Below are 17,561 nucleotides of genomic sequence, written 5' to 3'. Positions count from 1 at the left end.
CATGTCCGAGGTATCACCCGAAGCCGTCGGCCTCGCGAGCAGCCGCTTGCAGTATCTGGACCGATACATCCAGCAGCGCTACGTCGAAATGGGACGCCTGCCCTGCGCGCTGACGCTCATCGAGCGACGCGGCCAGACGGCGCATTTCAGCGTACAGGGGCAGATGGATCTGGAGCGCGGTCGGCCGCTGCACCAGGACACACTCTTCCGCATTTATTCCATGACCAAGCCGGTCACCAGCGTTGCGCTGATGATGCTGGTCGAGGAAGGGCTGATCGCCCTCGACGATCCGGTGCACCGTTACATTCCCCAGTGGCGCAACCTCGGCGTGTACGAAGGCGGCTTCCTGGAAACGTTCCGCACGCGGCCGACCAAGTCGCCGATGCGCATCATCGACCTGCTCCGTCACACCTCGGGCCTGACGTATGGTTTGCAGCAACGAACCAACGTCGATGCCGCGTACCGCAAGTTCGGCTTCGGCGATCCCGCCGGCGCGAGCACCCTTGAGGCGATGATCGAGGGTCTGGCGAAGTTTCCCCTGGAAGCTTCGCCAGGCGAGGTCTGGAACTACTCCGTTTCCACCGATGTGCTCGGCTATCTCGTCGGCAAGATTTCAGGCGTGCCGTTTGAAGACTTCCTGCGTCAACGAATCTTCGCGCCACTTGGCATGGCAGACACGGACTTCTACGTGCCGGCCGCGAAAGCATCGCGGCTTGCTGCCTGCTACATGCTCGACAAGAACGGTCGATTGCGATTGCAGGACGATCCCGCGAGCAGCGGTTACCTGCGGCCGCCAACATTCATCTCCGGTGGCGGCGGCCTCGTATCGACAGCCGCCGATTATCTGCGCTTCTGTCGCATGCTCTTGAACGGTGGCGTGCTGGACGGCACTCGCCTGCTCAGCCCGAAGACCGTCGAGCTCATGACTGCCAATCATTTGCCCGGTGGCAAAGAGCTCCCGGACATGTCGGTCTCGCTGTTCAGCGAGGCGGGCTATTCGGGCGTGGGCTTCGGACTCGGCTTCGCGGTCACCACCAACCCTGCACGCACGCTCGTTCCCGGCAGCCTGGGCGATTTTTCCTGGGGCGGCATGGCGAGCACATACTTCTGGATCGATCCGCGCGAACAGCTGATCGTGATCTTCATGACCCAGTTGATCCCGTCGACGATCTATAACCTGCGTCGAGAATTGCGCACGCTGGTCTATTCGGCGTTCACATGAACCCGCTCGTTGCGGCATGATGCGCGCTTCGCGGCACGGAGAAGAACGACGCATGCGCTTCCAAGCGATTTCCCGCACGCTGGCCTGGGCAACGATTTCGTTCGGCCTGTTCCTGCAAGCCGACGCGAGCCTCGCGGCCGAGACTGAATTCGTCGTGCCGCCCGCACCGGCACGCACCGAGGGTGACGGCCCCTACTCGCAGCTCATCCTGCGCAGCGCGATTGTCATCAACGGCACCGGCACGCCCGCGTTCGGCCCGACCGATATCGTCATCGAAGGCAATCGCATCGTGGACGTGTTTCCGGTCGGCTCGCCCGGCGGCAGCAAGGAACCGCCGAATCGGCCCAAGCTGAAACCCGGCGGCCGCGAGCTCGATCTGCGCAACCATTATGTTCTGCCCGGCCTCGTCGACATGCACGGTCACATCGGCGGCAAGGAACAAGGCGTGCCGTCGGAGTATGTATACAAACTGTGGATGGGCCACGGCATCACGACCATCCGCGATCCCGGCTGCGGCAACGGCGTCGAATGGTGCACCAGTGAGACGCGTCGTAGCGAACGTAACGAGATCACTGCGCCACGCATCTTCCCCTATGCCTTCCTCACGCCCGAGAAGCCCCTGACCACGGCCGACGAAGGACGCAAGTGGGTGCGCGACATCAAAGCCAAGGGCGCGGTCGGCATGAAATGTTTCGGTTATCGGCCGGAGGTACTGCAGGCGATCTTCGACGAGCTGAAGAAACAAGGCATGCGCAGCGCCTGCCATCATGCGCAGATGGACGTGAGCCGCGTGAACGTGCTGACCACCGCGCGTTGGGGCCTCACGACCATGGAACATTGGTACGGACTGCCGGAAGCGCTGTTCGACGACCGCACCGTGCAGCACTATCCGCCGGACTACAACTACTTCAACGAACAAGACCGCTTCGCCCAGGCCGGGCGCTTGTGGCGCCAGGCCGCCAAGCCCGGCAGCGAAAAATACGAAGCCGTGATCAAGGAGCTGCTGGCGCTCGATTTCACGATCGATCCGACATTCACGATCTATCTTGCGTCTCGCGACTTGATGCGCGCTCGTCGCGCCGACTGGCACGAGCAGTACACGTTGCCCCAGCTCTGGGACTTCTACACGCCGAATCGTGACAACCACGGCAGCTTCTTCTTCGACTGGGGCACCGAGGACGAGGTCGCCTGGCGCGATAACTACCGCCCCTGGATGGCGTTCGTGAACGATTACAAGAATCGCGGCGGTCGAGTCACGGTGGGATCGGACTCGGGCTTCATCTATCAGCTGTATGGCTTCGGCACGATCCAGGAATTGGAGCTGCTGCGTGAAGCGGGTTTTCATCCATTGGAAGTGCTCCGTTCGGCGACACTCAGCGGCGCGCAGGCGCTCGGCGCGGCAGATCGCCTCGGCTCGGTCGAGCCGGGCAAGCTCGCCGACCTCGCCGTGCTCGATGAGAATCCAGTCGCCAACTTCAAAGTAATGTATGGCACCGGTCACATTCGTCTCGGCGATGACGGGCGCGCTCATCGCGTCGGCGGCGTGAAGTACACGATCAAGGACGGCATCGTGTATGACGCGCGAGGCTTGTTGAAAGACGTGCGCGATATGGTCGCCGCAGAAAAGCAGAAGCGCGGCGTCACCCAGCTCGCGCAGCCGTAGCAGGCCGTTCAGTTCATTTCGGCAAACCGACTCCGCCGACCGGCTCGACGGTCACGCCATCGCTGAAGCCCGCGATCATTGGCCGGGCTTTGGCGATGGTCGCCTGCACCGCCGGCAGTTTCAGCGAAGCGGTGTGGCTGTCCTTGTGGTCCCAGACCTCGGTGATCCAGATCGCGGTTTCGTCTTTCACATCGCGCGCGACAATGTAGCTCAGGCACCCCGGCATGCTTTCGGTGCCTTCGAGCAGCAAGCCGATCAATTCCTCGCGCTTGCCCGGCGCGGCCGTCATCTTGCCAATCAAACCGAACATGGGTCCTGCTCCTGTCTGCGATTTGTGGCCTGTCGTCGGTAGCGCACAGCCGCCGACGCTTGCCATCATGGCCACGGTGAATGTTCTTCGCCCCAGCGCCATTTCATTCCTCCGTGGCATAAGACTTATGCGTGGATCTTACATGGAGAACGAATAGGCTCGCAGTTGCGCCGGCGCGCGAAAGCCGCAACACTTTCGCGCCATGAAAACTGCGCCCTGTTTCGCCCCATGACCTCGACGCGCAAGGCGCCGTCGGACGGCGGCGGCATCGTCTATTCCACCGGCATCGGCGAGCGCTGCCCGAATTGCCTGCGCCCGGTGCGCGAGTGTGTCTGCAAGAAGGGCACGCCGGGCAAGACCACCAGCGACGGCGTCGTCCGTGTCAGTCGTGAGACCGCCGGCCGCAAAGGCAAAGGCGTCACTGTGATCACCGGCCTCGGCCTGCCACCCGATCAGCTCGCGGCCCTGGCCACCGAGCTGAAGAAGAAATGCGGCTCGGGCGGCGCGGTCGACAACGGCCGCATCGAAATCCAGGGCGACCATCGCGACAAACTGGTTCAGGAGCTGACGCAGCGGGGCTTCAAAGCCAAGCGCGCCGGCGGCTAGCACATCGATTCAACCGCTGCCCGATCGGCAGCTTCAATGGAGACCTGCATGAAATCATCGTCCCTGCTCGCCCTGGCAGTCGCAGCCGCCGCGCTGACTGCAGGCGCCGTGAGCGCCGCTCCGGTCAAGTACAACATCGATCCGAATCACACCTACCCGAGCTTCACCGCCGACCACATGGGCGGCTTGTCCAACTGGCGCGGCAAGATCAACAGCAGCTCCGGCACTGTGACGCTCGATAAGGAAGCTCAGACCGGCACGGTCGATGTGAAGATGGACATGTCGGCGATCGACTTCGGTCACGAGAAGATGAACACCCACGCCAAGTCGGCGGAGATCTTCAACGTCGAACAATTCCCGAACGCGACCTACACCGGCAAGCTGGTGAACTTCAAGAACGGCGCCCCCACCGAAATCGACGGCAGCCTCACGCTGCACGGCGTGACCAAGCCGGTGAAGCTGAAGATCAACAGCTTCCTGTGCAAGCCGAACCCGATGAACAAGAAAGAAACCTGCGGCGCCGACGCGAGCGGCAAGATCAACCGTGAAGAGTTCGGCGTGGACTACGGCAAGGGCTACGGCTTCAAACAGGAAGTCGAGCTGCAGATTCAGGTCGAGGCCGTGAAGGCCGACTGAGTTCGATCGATTGGCGTGCGGCGATTCGTCGCCGCGCGCTCACCTGTCACGCCAGTCATGGAAGCATCAGCGACACCTTCAGTCATCTCGACGTAGCACTGTATTTCGGCGACAGCTTCTTCAGATACTCGGCTTCGAGCTCGCGACGTCGCTCCTGGAAGCGGTCGGGACAGACTTCCTTGGCGAAGTTCGCCGTGGCGAGGTCGTTGAAGCTGACCACCAGGTCATCGCCGACCGCGACCGGCTCCCGGCAATCGACGAACGCGATCGATGATGCAACGATAGCATCGCCGGGCTGGTAGTTGCCCTTCCAGGACTCGATCACCGCGAACTCGAACGAGAAATCCTTGTCGGCGCCGACGCGGCGAAGCGCACGGATTCGAAGTACGTTCGCCCGGTTCGTCAGCAGCCACTCGACCGATTTTTTCACCTTCGCAGGATCGACCTTCGAGGCCGGCTGACAAACACACGCGTTGGACAGCTGCGGAAAGGCCAGGCTGGCCACCACGATCCACCAGTACCGCGACGAAGACACAAAAGACATGCCGACTCCCCTCGACTCCCGAATACACCAAGTCACAACACTCTCGAGCCGCTCCGTGGCTGTCATTCCCCATATCCCGCACGGGGTTCACGGCATTAGCCATAATTCGATCGCCACACGAACGGCGGCTGATTGAGCGTATTTCGCAGAGCTCGCCACCAATGGATGTCGTTGGCGCGACTCATTTGTCGAAACAACGCCGCCGGTATACCAGCAGTTTTTGAAAAACGTATAACTGTTTTGTTAGAGGCGAGACGCAGGTGGGACTGCGGCGTCATTGACACCGGTGTCGTAGACTCGACAATGGATAGCGGAGGCCAAATCAGCTCGACGACGCGGCTGTTTCTCTCTGCGCGGCGCGCTCACCCAGAATCGAGCAGGCCAACGCTCCGACCACGAATACAAAGCCCACCCACGACATGAATCGCGGCGGCACCAGGGTCCACGCCGTGGCGCCGATGCTCGCGCCGACCGCCATACCGAGGTAAGTCACGGACGAATTCAGCGCAATGGTGGCTGCGGCGAGCATGGGAGCGACGGCGACCAGGCGCGCCTGCTGCACGGCTGGAAAGCCCGAGCTGCCGAGGCTCCATAAGAACTGGGCGACATAAATCGTCGCGGCCCAGAACGAAAACAGCGGCCACAGCAACAACATGGTCGCCGAAGAAATGTTACAGCGGTACGCAACCAGGGTCGCACCGAACCGCCGCACCATCCGAACGCTCAGCAGATTGCCGAGCAGCGCTCCGCCACCGGCAGTGAACAACAGCAGCGCCAGCGCCGCCCCCGCAATTCCTTGCACCGACTTAACGATGGGCGCGATGTAACTCATCATCACGGCGCTGCCCATGTTCGTGAGCGCTGTAGCGGCGGTCAGCCAGCGCAGCGCGGGCGAGCGCAGCACCTGGAACCAACGTACCCAGTTGAGCGGCGGCACCATGACATTCGGCGGCACCGAGCGCCAGATGAAAAACGCAATGACGGCACTCGCGATGCCGATGAATGCAAACGACATGCGCCATGACGACACCGACGCGATCAACACCGAAATGGGATTACCGAGCACCGCGCCGACCGACCAGCCGATCATCAGCTTCGCCAGCACCGGCGCCCGCTCCTTCTCCGGCATGAGCATGCTCAATGTCGCGGCGACCTGCGGCGTGTAGACGGCCGAAGTGACGGCCGCGAGCACGCGAGCCAGCATCAAATGCTCGAAGCTTTGACTGAGCGCAGCCAGCAGGTTCGCAAGCGCGCAGATCGCCATCGAACCGGTGAGCAGCTTACGTCGATCGATGCGAGAGCCGAGCGTCGCCAGCGTCGGTGCGCAGACGGCAGCGGCAATGCCGAAGGCGGCAATCAGCAGACCCGCCTGCCCGATGGGAATCTGCAGCGAAGTCGAAATGTCGCTGAGCAGGCCGCCGACGCTCAGGAAGCTGGTGGCGACGAAGAAGTTGCCGGCAATGAGGACGAAGAGGCGCACGGAACAGCGGTTGACGGTTGGGGATCAGGAGTTGGTTGGAGATGCGCTAGCCCGCGCATCATCTCCGACCAACAGCCAATCGCCAACGACTAACCACCGTAAATCAGCTTGAAGCCATCGTGACCGCACAACTGCGAGAGCCGCTCGGTCAGCTCGCGTGTCGGTTTGACCTGCCATTCTTGAGACAGCACCAGCTCGGCTCGCGCAGCGGAACCGGTGTAGTAAACCGCGACTGCGCAGCGACCGCCACGGAACGGGCGCAACGTCTGTTCGAGCTGCTTGAGAAAGCCGCGCTGGCCGGCTGCATCGAGCCCGGGCGGCCAGCGGATCGCCAGGCGCTTGCCGTGCAGCTCGCGAGCCTGATCGATGTCGATGACCTTCTTGGCGTTGAGCCGCCAGCCTTCGATGTATTCGTCGAACCGCAGCTGGCCCTCGACGATCACGATCGCGCTCTTGGCGATCACAGTGCGGTACTGCTGCCACTGATCTTCGAACATGGACGCTTCCATGCGGCCGCTGCGGTCGTCGAGCGTGAAGATCACGCGCTGGCCGCGCTTGCCGACATCGAACACCATGCCGCCGACGGTCACCGGCTTGCCTTTGAACTGTTGGAAGCCGCCCTCGCCGCTCGAGGGCGCAGGACGATCGCTGGTCAGGTCGACGATGCGGCCGCTGGTGATGGGCTTCACCTCCGCCTCGAACTCCTCGAACGGATGGCCGGTGAGATACAAGCCCAGCGTGTCACGCTCGCCATCCAGGCGCACGCGCCGGCTCCAGTCCGGCAGTACCTCGGTAACGACTTGGGGGGCCGCCGTCGGGCTCGTATCCATCAGGCCGAACATGTCGTTCTGGCCGACTGCTCGAGCGCGAATCGTTTGATCCGCGAGCTGCATCGCCGAGGGCAGCGAATGCATCAGCGTCGCACGGTTGGCGCCAAGCGAGTCGACGGCGCCGGAGCGGATCAACGCTTCCAGCACGCGACGGTTCATTCGATTCGCGTCACTGCGACGGCACATGTCCGGCAGGTCGCGATACGGCTCAGATTTGCGCGCCTCGACCAGCATGTCGACGACGTTCTGGCCGACGCCCTTGATCGCGCCGAGGCCATAACGAATCGTGCGATCGTTCGATACGGTGAACATGAACTGCGAGGAATTCACATCCGGCGGCTCGACCTTCAGCTTCATACGCCGCGCTTCGTCGATCAGCGTCACGACCTTGTCGGTCTTGTCCATATCGGAAGACAACACCGCCGCCATGAACGCTGCAGGATAGTGCGCTTTCAACCACGCGGTTTGATACGTCAGCAGCGCGTACGCGGCCGAGTGCGACTTGTTGAAGCCGTAGCCGGCGAACTTCTCCATCAAGTCGAAGATGTGCTCGGCTTGCTTCTGATCGACGCCGCGCGCGGTCGCGCCCGTCACGAAAATGGTCCGTTGCTTGGCCATTTCCTCGGGCTTCTTCTTACCCATGGCGCGTCGGAGCAAGTCGGCGCCGCCGAGCGAGTAGCCGGCGAGCACCTGCGCGATCTGCATCACCTGCTCTTGATACAAGATGACGCCGTACGTGGGCGCGAGCACCGGCTTCAGGTCGGGATGCAGATAGTCGATAGGACCGGTCGTGGTGCCACGCTTGCGCGCGATGAAGTCGTCCACCATGCCCGACTCCAGCGGGCCGGGACGGAACAGCGCCACGAGTGCGATGATGTCTTCGAAGCAGTCGGGCTGCAGACGCCGGATCAAGTCCTTCATGCCGCGCGATTCCAGCTGGAATACGGCGGTGGTCTCGTAGCGCTTCAGCAAGTCGAACGTCGCGACGTCATCCATCGGCAGCGCGTTGATATCGAGCGGCGGCTCGCCCTTCTCCGCGCGTTGCGCATTGATGACCTTCAGCGCCCAATCGATGATGGTCAGCGTGCGCAATCCCAGGAAGTCGAACTTCACCAGGCCCGCTTGTTCGACGTCGTCCTTGTCGAACTGCGTGACGACGCTCTGACCGTTCTCGTCGCAGAACAGCGGCGAGAAATCGGTGAGCACGGACGGCGAAATGACGACGCCACCCGCGTGCATGCCGGCATTGCGCACCAGGCCTTCGAGCGACATCGCCATGTCGAGGATGGCGCGGGTCTCCTCTTCGTTCTGATATCGACGCCGCAGCTCTTCTTCCTTCGCGAGCGCGTCCTTCAGCGTGATGCCCAGCTCGAATGGAATCAGCTTGGCGATGGAGTCGGCGAAGCCATAGCTCTGGCCGAACACACGCGCCACGTCGCGCACCACGGCCTTCGCCGCCATCGTGCCGTACGTAATGATTTGCGAAACACGCTCGCGGCCGTAGTGATGCGCGACGTAATCGATCACGCGATCGCGGCCGTCCATGCAGAAGTCGACGTCGAAGTCGGGCATGGAGACGCGCTCGGGATTCAAGAAACGTTCGAACAGCAAGTCGTAGCGCAGCGGATCGATATCGGTGATGCCGAGGCAGAACGCCACCAGCGAGCCTGCGCCGGAGCCGCGCCCCGGTCCCACCGGCACGCCATTCTCTTTCGCCCACTTGATGAAGTCGGCCACGATCAGGAAGTAGCCGGGGAAGCCCATCTGGATGATGACGCCCAGCTCGATCTCCAGACGTTCCTTGTATTCCTCATCCGAAATGACGCGCCCCTGCACCGGCGCCGCCTTCAGCTGCACCAGGCGCTGGGCCAGGCCGTTACGCGATTGCTCACGCAAGAAATCGTCGACCGGCATGTCGCCCGGCGTCGGGAACTTGGGCAGCACGCTCTTGCCGAGCTTCAGCTCCAGGCTGCAACGGCGCGCGATTTCGACCGTGTTCTCGAGCGCTTCGGGCACATCCTTGAACAGCTCCGCCATTTCCTTCGGCGACTTGAGATATTGCTGCTCGGAGTAACGACGGCGACGCTTCGGATCGGCGAGCAATGCGCCGTCGTGAATGCAGACGCGCGCCTCGTGCGACTCGAAGTCTTCTTTGCGAATGAAGCGCACATCGTTGGTCGCAACCACCGGAATGCCACGCTCGACGGCGAGATCGAGTGCGCCCTGCACGTGACGCTCGTCGCCCTCGCGACCGGTGCGCTGCAGTTCCAGGTAGAAACGATCGCCAAACAAGCTGAGCCAGAAATCCAGCGCGTTGTTGGCTTCGTCGAAACGGCCATTGAGGATGGCGCGGCCAATATCACCTTCGCGCGCGCCGGACAGCGCGATCAGCCCCTTGAGGTCTTCAGGATTGAGCCAGCTGCGATCGATGGTCGCGATGCCCTTCTTCTGACCTTCCAGATAGGACTTGCTGACCAGCTTGGACAGATTGTTGTAACCGACCGGGGTCTGACACAGCAGCACCAACGAGGACGGTTCCGCCCGCTCGCCGCTCTCATGGACGCGCAGATCGACGCCGATGAGGGGCTTCACGCCGGCGGACTGCGCCGCCTTGTAGAACTTCACCATCGCGAACAGATTGCTCTGATCGGTGAGCGCGACGGCTGGCATCTTCGCGGCCGCGACCGAATCCATCAGGCCAGGAATGCCCTCGCCTTCGCTGGTGATGCGCACCACGCTGTCGACCAGCGAGTATTCGGTGTGCAGATGTAGATGGACGAACGCGGACACTAGAGCCCGACCACAGCAGCATCGGGCGCCATCTCACCCATGTCGGCCAGCGTCAGGCGCCGCTCACCGGCGAGCCGCACCGGCTCGAAGCTGCGCCGATGGATCGGCGTCGGGCCGTGACGCTTCAGCGCCTTGTAGTGCTGCGGCGTGCTGTAGCCCTTGTGAGAAGCAAATCCGTACTCGGGATAGAGCGCGTCCAGCTCGACCATCATGCGATCGCGCGCCACCTTGGCGAGAATCGAGGCTGCGCCGATGCAGGTCCTGAGCGCGTCGCCATCGACGATGGCTTCGTAGCTGCACTTCATCGGCAGTCCGATGAACGACGGACACAGATTGCCGTCGATCTGCACGTGTCCGGGATGGATGTGCAAGCCGATGAGCGCACGACGCATGGCCAGGTGCGTGGCCTGCAGGATGTTGTGGCAATCGATCTCTTCAACGTCGGCCCAGGCCACCGACCAGGACAGCGCTGCGCCGCGAATCTTGATCGCGAGCTCTTCGCGCTCTTCGGCTTCGAGCTGTTTGGAATCCTTGATGCCACGGATGCGACGACGCGGATCGAGGATCACCGCCGCGGCGACCACCGGCCCCGCGAGCGGTCCACGACCAGCCTCGTCGACGCCCGCGACCAGCCCGGGCGCCTGCAACGGCAAGGCCATCGTCCGTTGAGATGCTGCCCGCTGAGATGCTGCCATCGCCTTTTTCTACACCGACAACCTACGCTTCACCAACAAGTCCACGATCGCGTCCGCCGCACGCGCACTGGCGTCGCGCCGGAGCGTCTCGTGAATGGTAGCGAAAGTTTGCACGAGCTCATCGCGATCGGCACGCTCCAATTGCTGAAGCACCGCGGGACCGAGCACGTCGGCATGAACCTCGGCGTTGAAGAACTCCGGCACCAGCTCCCGGCCGGCCAGCAGATTGGGCTGTGCGAAGAACGGCGCCTTGAAGAGTTTCAAATGCTTGAGCAGGAAACTTGTCAGCAGCCCTAAACGATACGCCACCACCATCGGGCGCTTCACCAGGGTTGCTTCCAGGGTCGCCGTGCCCGAAGCGAGCAACACGACGTCGCTGGCCGCCATCACCGTCTGCGCATGGCCGTTGATCAGCGTGACCCGGTCGAGCAGCGCCGGCGTGTTGCTTGTGGCGCGCTCCAACGCTTCCTCGAAAATTCGTCGCGCCGGCTCGCTGGCGAGCGCCGCGATGAAGCGCAACTGCGGCCGCTCACGAACCAGCCACGCCATGGTCTGAGTGAAGTCCGGACTGAGCCGCGACACCTCGCCTTGCCGGCTGCCTGGCAACACGGCGACATACTGGCCCTTCTCGGGCAGCGCGAGCTGATAACGAGCGGTCTCGGCGCTCAGGTGCATCGGGACGACATCAGCAAGCGGATGGCCGACGAACTCGGCGTGTACCGAATGCGAGTCGTAAAACTGCTTCTCGAACGGCAACAGGCACAGCACCAGATCCACGGCCCGGCCGATCGTGTGCACGCGCCCCTGCCGCCAGGCCCAGACCTGAGGGCTGACGTATTGCACCGTGGGAATGCCCGCTTCCTTGAAGTGCGGCGCGATGCGCAGATTGAACTCCTTCGCATCGACGCCGACGTAGACGGCGGGCCGCTCGGCCAGCACGCGGTCGATCAATTGGCGACGAATGCGCAGCAGCCGCGGCAGGTGGGGAATGATTTCGAACAGCCCCATCACGGATAGATTTTCCATCCGGTCCCAGGCCTCGCAGCCTGCGGCGACCATGCGAGAGCCGGCGATGCCGGCGAAGCGAGCCTGCGGAATCCGCTGGCGCAGCGCTGTGATGAGTTGAGCACCGAGGTTGTCGCCCGATGCCTCGCCGGCTACCAGAACGATCAGGGGTGCGGCGTCGGGATTAGCCACTTAATCTTGTTACCTGACGATGCCCACTCGCTCGCGCCGGGGCGTGGAGTCGTTGAGGAAATCGATCAGCGGCTGCAGCTCGGGTTGGTTCTTGGCCCGCTGCTCGATCTGCTCGGTGGCTTCGATGAGCTTCAGTTGCGAGCGATACAGGATGCGATAGGCATCGCGGATGTTTCGGATCTGCTCGGCCGAGTAGCCGCGACGCTTCAGTCCTTCCGAATTCACGCTGTGCGGCTCGGCGGGACGCCCCACTGCCATCACGAATGGCGGCACATCGCGTGTCACGGCGGTGTTGTTTGCAATGAACGCGTGCGCGCCGACCTGGCAGAACTGATGGATGCCGGCGAAGCCGCCCATGTGCACCCAGTCGCCGATGATCACGTGGCCGCCGAGCGTGCCGTAGTTCGCGAGCACGCAGTGAGAGCCGATGACGCAGTCGTGGCCGACGTGCGCGCCGGTCATGAACAGATTGTCGCTGCCGATGCGTGTGACCAGCTGATCTTTGGTCGTGCCACGATTGATCGTGGTGTTCTCGCGGAAGGTGTTGCGGTCGCCGATTTCGAGCCGCGTCGGCTCATTGTTGTATTTCAGGTCCTGCGGCGCGGCGCCGATCGAGGCGAACTGAAAAATCTTGTTGTCGCTGCCGATCGTCGTCGGGCCGTCGACCACCACGTGCGGCCCGATCCAGGTGCCCGCGCCGATGACGACACCGGCGCCGATGACGGTGTACGCGCCAACTCGCACATCCGGCGCGAGTTGCGCGCTGGGATCGATCAGCGCTGTGGGATGAATAGCCATGCAACTACTGTTTATTTCCGTGTTTCGCCGGGGGCAACCATCATCTCCGCGCTGCACGCTTCCTGGCCATCGACCTCGGCGATCGTGGAGAACTTCCAGATGCCGCGGATCGAGCGCTCCAGCGTCGCCTTCAGGATCAATTGATCGCCCGGTTCGACCGGCTTGCGGAAGCGCGCCTTGTCGATGCCGACGAAGTACAGCTGACGGTGCTCGTCCGGGTACACGCCGGCGGTCACAAACGCGAGGATGCCGGCGGTCTGGGCCAGCGCCTCGAGAATGATCACGCCCGGGAACACGGGCCGGTGCGGGAAGTGGCCGGGAAAGAACGGCTCGTTGATGGTGACGTTCTTGAGCGCGCGGATGTGCTTGCCCGAGACGCACTCGAGCACCCGGTCCACCAACAGGAACGGATAGCGGTGCGGCAGGCGGCGCATCACCTCGTGAATGTCCATGGTCAACACGTCGCCGGCGGTCTGGCCTTGCTGTGGTGTGCTATCGGTCATCGGAAGCCTTGTTATTCCCCACGCGGATCGTCAGTTTCTTCGGGCCCGGCAGCGTCATCGGCGGCCGCGCCCCGCTCCCGGCGAACCTCACGGACGAACTCGTCCAGGTGCTGGAAGCGGGCGGCATTTTTGCGGAAACGAGTCGTTTCGTCGACCGGTATGCCGCTCGAGTAGTAGCCGGGCTTACGGATGCTGCCCGACACGAAAGATTTACCAGTAATCACCACATCGTCGCAGACGGTCAAATGACCGGCCACGCCGACCATGCCGCCGATCATGCAGCGCTTGCCGATGGTCGCGCTGCCAGAAATACCGGCACAGCCGGCGATGGCGGTATGGTCGCCGATGCGCACGTTGTGGCCGATCTGGATCTGGTTATCCATCTTCACGCCATTGCCGATGACGGTGTCGTCGATGGCGCCCCGGTCGATGGTGGTGCTGGCGCCGATCTCGACATCGCTGCCGATGCGCACCGTGCCCACCTGCGGGACCTTGAGCCACTCGCCCTGATCGGGCGCGAGACCGAAGCCGTCGGCGCCGATCACGACGCTCGGATGGAACAAACAACGATCGCCGACGACGACGGCGCGACACAAAGTCACATTCGCGGTGAGTCGGGTGTCGTCGCCAATCGTCACATCGTCCATGACGACGCAGCCCGGCCCGATGACCGTGCGTGCACCGATTTTCACATTCGCGCCGATGACTGCGTGCGGACCGATCGATGCGCTCGCGTCGATCAGCGCCGAAGCCTCGATCACCGCCGTTGCATGCCGGCCTGGCGGTGCAGCGGGCGGCGGATATAACAAAGCCGCGATGCGCGCATAGGTCGCATACGGATTCTTCGCGAGCAGTGCGTTCACGGGGCAGGCATCGGCCAGCCTCGGATCGAGCACGACGACACCCGCCTTGGTCTGCTGCAGATGACGGCGATAGCGCGGATTCGCCAGAAACGTGACGGACGCGGCGTCCGCACTCTCCAGCGCAGCAACCCGCGACACGCGCAGGTCAGGATCGCCTTTGAGGATGCAGCCAAAGCGGACGGCGAGCTCGCCCAGGCTGAGGCCGGGCTGCGCAGACATCGCCGTCGCCCGGCTCAGCGGCGCAGCCCGGAACGGCTGCGCGCGGATTGAATGGAATTATCCATGGATTACTGCTTCGCCGGCGGCGAAGCGGGCTTCGCCGGCGGCGTGGCCGGCTTCGGGCCGCCGCCCGTCTTGGCGCGAGCCTGCAAGGCAGTGAGGATCTGCGGAGTGATGTCGAGCGACTCGTTGACGAACAACACGCCGTCGCCCACCACCAGGTCGTAGCCCGATGAACGTGCGAAGGTCTGCACTTCCTGCAACAGCGAGCGCTGCAGCTTGCCCAGCTCTTCGTTACGGCGCACGTTCAGGTCTTCGACGTATTCATTCTGCTTGCGAGCCAGGTCGCGCTGACCTTCGCGCAGTTCCTTCTCGGAATTGCGACGCTCGTTCTCGGCCATCACCGCGCCGTCACGCTGCAGTTTTTCTTCCTTGGCCTTCAGATCTTTCTGCTGAGCCGCCATCTCGCGCTGGCGCGGCGAGAACTCATCCTGCAGGGCCTGCATGGCCGACTTCGCCTGCGGAGCCTCCTCCAGCAGCCGCGGCACGTTGACCACGGCAATCTTCAGCTGCGTCTGGGCGCCGGCGACCGGCGCAAACAGGGCGACGGACAGCGCCAGCGGAGCGAGCAGAAAAGCAGGAATGCTCAAACGTGCCATATCCAACCTCGGAAAAAGTATCCCAATTTATCGTAATAAGAAGCTAACAGCCCGCCGCGCGATCGTCAGAACGCCTGGCCGATCGAGAACTGGAAGCCCTCGGTTTCGTCGCCGTAGCGCGCATTGGTGTCGCCACTGACCTTCTTGAGCGGCACCGCGTAGCTGAACCGGAACACGCCCAGCGGGGCCAGCCATTGCACGGCCACACCGGCGGACTGCCGGAGCTCATCATAACTGAACCCGTAGTCCACTTCAGTCACCTGATCGGGCCCGTAGAACTTGATGTTCTGATCCGAGAACACGTTGCCGATGTCGTAGAACAGGCTGAAACGGGCGCTATTACGCCATTTTTCCGGCATCGGCAGCAGCAGCTCGGTCTGGGCGATGGTCTTGATATTGCCGCCATACGGGCGGCCGAAGTTGTCCTTGGGACCCAGGCGGCTTTCGCGGAAGCCGCGCACCGAGTCCGGGCCACCGCCAAAATACTGACGATACGGCGGCAGCGCGGTGGTGTCGCCCAGCGCTTCACCATAAGCCAGCTCGAAGTTGATCATCAGCGTCAGGCTGCGCCAGATGGGCAGGAACTGCAGGTAATCGTACGACGCGGTCCAGAACTCGACGTCGCTGCCCGGCACCGTGTAGCCGATATTGAAACGATGACGCGCGCCGCGGTCCGCGAAGATGGCTCGGTTGCGCGAGTCATAACGCCAGCCCATGTTCAGCTCGAGCGTGTCGAACGAGCTGCTGTACAAGTTGTATTCGAAGCTGTCGTCGCAAGCTCCGTCGACCACGAACTCCACGCAGCGGGTCTTGGCGTTGCCGTTCGAGCGCACCCAGTCGGTCGCCTGCGTCGCGCTGCCGCCTTCGCTGGTGACGAGCTCGGCACGCTGGGCCGACAGACCCACGCCGAGATATTGATATTCGGTGATCGGCCAGTCGTAGTTGATGCCCAGCGTGATCGTCTCGGTATCGAAGTCCGAGGTCGCCGATGTGAACTGCGTGACGTCGCGATAGCCTGCCGAAATCGTCCGCTGCACTTCATCGATGGTCGTGTAGCGATCGGTGTGCGAGAAACTGAACGCCTTGGCGTAACGGCCGGAGTTGATCTCCGCCGCGATACGGTTGCCCGTGCCCATGAAGTTCGAGTGCACGAAGTTGCCGTTCAGGATGATCGACTGCGACTCGGAGTAGCCGATGCCGCCGCCGAACTGGCCGGGCAAGCCCTCCTCGATCTGGAAATCGACGTCCACCAGGTCGGCCGCGCCCGGCACCTGATTGGTCTCCACCTCGACCTTTTGAATGAACGGCAGACGCTGGATACGTTGTTTGGAACGCTCCACCGCGGCGTTCGACAGATATGCGCCTTCGAACTGGCGCATTTCGCGGCGGAACACCTCGTCGTTCACGCCCGAGGTGCCGTTGAAATTCACACGGCGCACATACACGCGGTTCTTCGGATCGACGACGAACGTGAGCGAGATTTCCTTGGTGTCGTTGTTCGGCGTCGGCACCGGATCGACGGTTGCGAACGCATAGCCGTCGATGCCGAGGCGCAGCTTCATCGCTTCCTGGGTCGCGGTGATCTGCCGCAGCGAATAGGTGTCGCCGGGCTTGAAGAAGATCAGGCGGCGCAGCTCCGACTCCGGCACGACCATGTTGCCGGCCATCTTGATCTCGGAGATCTTGAACACATCGCCTTCGTCGACGTTGACCGTGACGAAGATGTCGTCCTTCTCGGGGGCGATCGCGACCTGCGTCGAGGTCACGTGGAAATTCGCGTAGCCGCGGTCCATGTAGTACGAGCGCAGCTTTTCCAGATCGCCCGACAGCGATTCGCGCGAGTAGCGATCGTCCTGCTTGTACCAGGACAGCCAGTTCGGCGTGTTCAGCTCGAATTCTTCGCGCAGATCTTCGTCGGTGAACGCGGTGTTGCCGGCGATGTTGATCTGGCGGATGCGGGCGCGCTTGCCTTCGTTCACGTCGATGGTCAGCTTGACCTTGTTGCCCGGCACCTCCTCGACCTTGGTGTCGACGCGCACCGCGTACTTGCCGCGGGAGAAATATTGATCGGTGAGGTACTGCTTCACCTCATCGAGCACCGACTGATCGAAGGTCTTGCCGGTGGCGAGACCGACGTTGCGCAGCGACTTCTGCAGGTCCTCGGTCTTGATGTCCTTGTTGCCCTTGATCTCGAAGCTCTCGATCGAGGGACGCTCGAGCACTGCGACCACCAGCGTGCCGCCGTCGCGACGAATCTCGACGTCGCGGAAGAAGCCGGTGTTGTACATGGCGCGCAGCGCTTCCTGAATGCGGCGCTCGTCGATCTGATCGCCGATGTTCACCGGCAGATAGTTGTACACCGTGCCTTCGGAAATGCGCTGCAGGCCTTCGATACGAATATCGCCGACCGTGAAGCTGGACGGCGACGCGGCGGCGACTTGCGCGACGGCGACGCCGGGCCAAACGCCTGGCACAGCACCTGCCGCTGCGACCGCGAGAGTCGCGTGGATGATGGACTTCAACCGCATCAGCCCTATGCCCCTATT

At 62.8% G+C, this 17,561-nt stretch carries 15 protein-coding genes; 4 read left to right on the top strand and 11 right to left on the bottom strand.

All coding sequences use genetic code 11. The features are described 5' to 3' along the window. The first annotated feature begins 1 nt into the window (after position 1). Positions 2-1,222, top strand: a complete 1,221-nt coding sequence (locus tag EK373_RS25170) for a serine hydrolase domain-containing protein (protein ID WP_129647120.1) — start codon at positions 2-4, stop codon at positions 1,220-1,222. A 52-nt stretch (positions 1,223-1,274) separates the two neighbouring features. Then, positions 1,275-2,885 carry an amidohydrolase family protein gene (locus tag EK373_RS25165; RefSeq protein ID WP_129647118.1) on the top strand — a complete coding sequence of 537 codons (1,611 nt, stop codon included), beginning with the start codon at positions 1,275-1,277 and terminating at the stop codon, positions 2,883-2,885. A 13-nt stretch (positions 2,886-2,898) separates the two neighbouring features. Here EK373_RS25165 and EK373_RS25160 read toward each other — a convergent pair whose 3' ends face one another. Beyond that, entirely contained in the window at positions 2,899-3,195 is a 297-nt protein-coding gene (locus EK373_RS25160; protein ID WP_129647116.1) for a putative quinol monooxygenase, read from the bottom strand. Between the two features lie 228 nt (positions 3,196-3,423). Here EK373_RS25160 and EK373_RS25155 point away from each other — a divergent pair, with 228 nt between their 5' ends. Both EK373_RS25155 and EK373_RS25150 read left to right on the top strand, forming a co-directional pair. Then, a complete protein-coding gene (locus EK373_RS25155; RefSeq protein WP_129647114.1) occupies positions 3,424-3,801 on the top strand; it encodes a translation initiation factor Sui1 in 378 nt (125 codons plus the stop codon). A gap of 48 nt (positions 3,802-3,849) precedes the next feature. Then, positions 3,850-4,437 (top strand): YceI family protein, encoded by a 588-nt coding sequence (locus EK373_RS25150; protein ID WP_129647112.1) that lies wholly within the window; start codon positions 3,850-3,852, stop codon positions 4,435-4,437. Between the two features lie 82 nt (positions 4,438-4,519). Here the strand turns inward: EK373_RS25150 and EK373_RS25145 are convergent, their stop codons facing one another. The 10 genes from EK373_RS25145 to bamA form a co-directional block, all read right to left on the bottom strand. Then, positions 4,520-4,981 (bottom strand): hypothetical protein, encoded by a 462-nt coding sequence (locus EK373_RS25145; protein ID WP_129647110.1) that lies wholly within the window; start codon positions 4,979-4,981, stop codon positions 4,520-4,522. A 322-nt stretch (positions 4,982-5,303) separates the two neighbouring features. Continuing rightward, positions 5,304-6,461 carry an MFS transporter gene (locus tag EK373_RS25140; RefSeq protein WP_129647108.1) on the bottom strand — a complete coding sequence of 386 codons (1,158 nt, stop codon included), beginning with the start codon at positions 6,459-6,461 and terminating at the stop codon, positions 5,304-5,306. Positions 6,462-6,550: 89 nt separating this feature from the next. After that, positions 6,551-10,081 carry a DNA polymerase III subunit alpha gene (dnaE, locus tag EK373_RS25135; protein ID WP_129647106.1) on the bottom strand — a complete coding sequence of 1,177 codons (3,531 nt, stop codon included), beginning with the start codon at positions 10,079-10,081 and terminating at the stop codon, positions 6,551-6,553. Continuing rightward, on the bottom strand, positions 10,081-10,776 hold the full coding sequence (gene rnhB / locus EK373_RS25130) for a ribonuclease HII (protein ID WP_129647104.1): 696 nt from the start codon (positions 10,774-10,776) through the stop codon (positions 10,081-10,083). Before rnhB ends, dnaE begins: the two co-directional genes overlap by 1 nt. A gap of 9 nt (positions 10,777-10,785) precedes the next feature. After that, positions 10,786-11,973 carry a lipid-A-disaccharide synthase gene (lpxB, locus tag EK373_RS25125; protein ID WP_129647102.1) on the bottom strand — a complete coding sequence of 396 codons (1,188 nt, stop codon included), beginning with the start codon at positions 11,971-11,973 and terminating at the stop codon, positions 10,786-10,788. Positions 11,974-11,982: 9 nt separating this feature from the next. Next, positions 11,983-12,771 (bottom strand): acyl-ACP--UDP-N-acetylglucosamine O-acyltransferase, encoded by a 789-nt coding sequence (gene lpxA, locus EK373_RS25120; RefSeq protein ID WP_129647100.1) that lies wholly within the window; start codon positions 12,769-12,771, stop codon positions 11,983-11,985. A gap of 11 nt (positions 12,772-12,782) precedes the next feature. Further along, entirely contained in the window at positions 12,783-13,274 is a 492-nt protein-coding gene (gene fabZ, locus EK373_RS25115; RefSeq protein WP_198683630.1) for a 3-hydroxyacyl-ACP dehydratase FabZ, read from the bottom strand. Positions 13,275-13,285: 11 nt separating this feature from the next. Beyond that, positions 13,286-14,356: a UDP-3-O-(3-hydroxymyristoyl)glucosamine N-acyltransferase gene (lpxD, locus tag EK373_RS25110; RefSeq protein ID WP_129647098.1), complete on the bottom strand. Its 1,071-nt coding sequence runs from the start codon at positions 14,354-14,356 to the stop codon at positions 13,286-13,288. A gap of 68 nt (positions 14,357-14,424) precedes the next feature. Beyond that, entirely contained in the window at positions 14,425-15,015 is a 591-nt protein-coding gene (locus EK373_RS25105; protein WP_129647096.1) for an OmpH family outer membrane protein, read from the bottom strand. 65 nt (positions 15,016-15,080) lie between these two features. Beyond that, positions 15,081-17,543, bottom strand: coding sequence for an outer membrane protein assembly factor BamA (gene bamA, locus EK373_RS25100; protein WP_129647094.1), 2,463 nt, complete (start codon positions 17,541-17,543; stop codon positions 15,081-15,083). Positions 17,544-17,561 lie beyond the last annotated feature (18 nt).

The sequence above is a fragment of the Peristeroidobacter agariperforans genome (assembly GCF_004138335.1).
Taxonomy (GTDB): domain Bacteria; phylum Pseudomonadota; class Gammaproteobacteria; order Steroidobacterales; family Steroidobacteraceae; genus Steroidobacter; species Steroidobacter agariperforans.
The sequence above is the reverse complement of the archived record's forward strand: the minus strand, read 5'-3'. Positions and strand labels throughout refer to the sequence as shown.

Excerpts from the sequence above, each read along its gene's own strand:
- EK373_RS25170 (WP_129647120.1), top strand. The coding sequence starts at position 2 with ATGTCCGAGGTATCACCCGAAGCCGTCGGCCTCGCGAGCAGCCGCTTG.
- EK373_RS25165 (WP_129647118.1), top strand. The coding sequence starts at position 1,275 with ATGCGCTTCCAAGCGATTTCCCGCACGCTGGCCTGGGCAACGATTTCG.
- EK373_RS25160 (WP_129647116.1), bottom strand. The coding sequence starts at position 3,195 with ATGTTCGGTTTGATTGGCAAGATGACGGCCGCGCCGGGCAAGCGCGAG.
- EK373_RS25155 (WP_129647114.1), top strand. The coding sequence starts at position 3,424 with ATGACCTCGACGCGCAAGGCGCCGTCGGACGGCGGCGGCATCGTCTAT.
- EK373_RS25150 (WP_129647112.1), top strand. The coding sequence starts at position 3,850 with ATGAAATCATCGTCCCTGCTCGCCCTGGCAGTCGCAGCCGCCGCGCTG.
- EK373_RS25145 (WP_129647110.1), bottom strand. The coding sequence starts at position 4,981 with ATGTCTTTTGTGTCTTCGTCGCGGTACTGGTGGATCGTGGTGGCCAGC.
- rnhB (WP_129647104.1), bottom strand. The coding sequence starts at position 10,776 with ATGGCAGCATCTCAGCGGGCAGCATCTCAACGGACGATGGCCTTGCCG.
- lpxA (WP_129647100.1), bottom strand. The coding sequence starts at position 12,771 with ATGGCTATTCATCCCACAGCGCTGATCGATCCCAGCGCGCAACTCGCG.
- fabZ (WP_198683630.1), bottom strand. The coding sequence starts at position 13,274 with ATGACCGATAGCACACCACAGCAAGGCCAGACCGCCGGCGACGTGTTG.
- lpxD (WP_129647098.1), bottom strand. The coding sequence starts at position 14,356 with ATGTCTGCGCAGCCCGGCCTCAGCCTGGGCGAGCTCGCCGTCCGCTTT.
- EK373_RS25105 (WP_129647096.1), bottom strand. The coding sequence starts at position 15,015 with ATGGCACGTTTGAGCATTCCTGCTTTTCTGCTCGCTCCGCTGGCGCTG.
- bamA (WP_129647094.1), bottom strand. The coding sequence starts at position 17,543 with ATGCGGTTGAAGTCCATCATCCACGCGACTCTCGCGGTCGCAGCGGCA.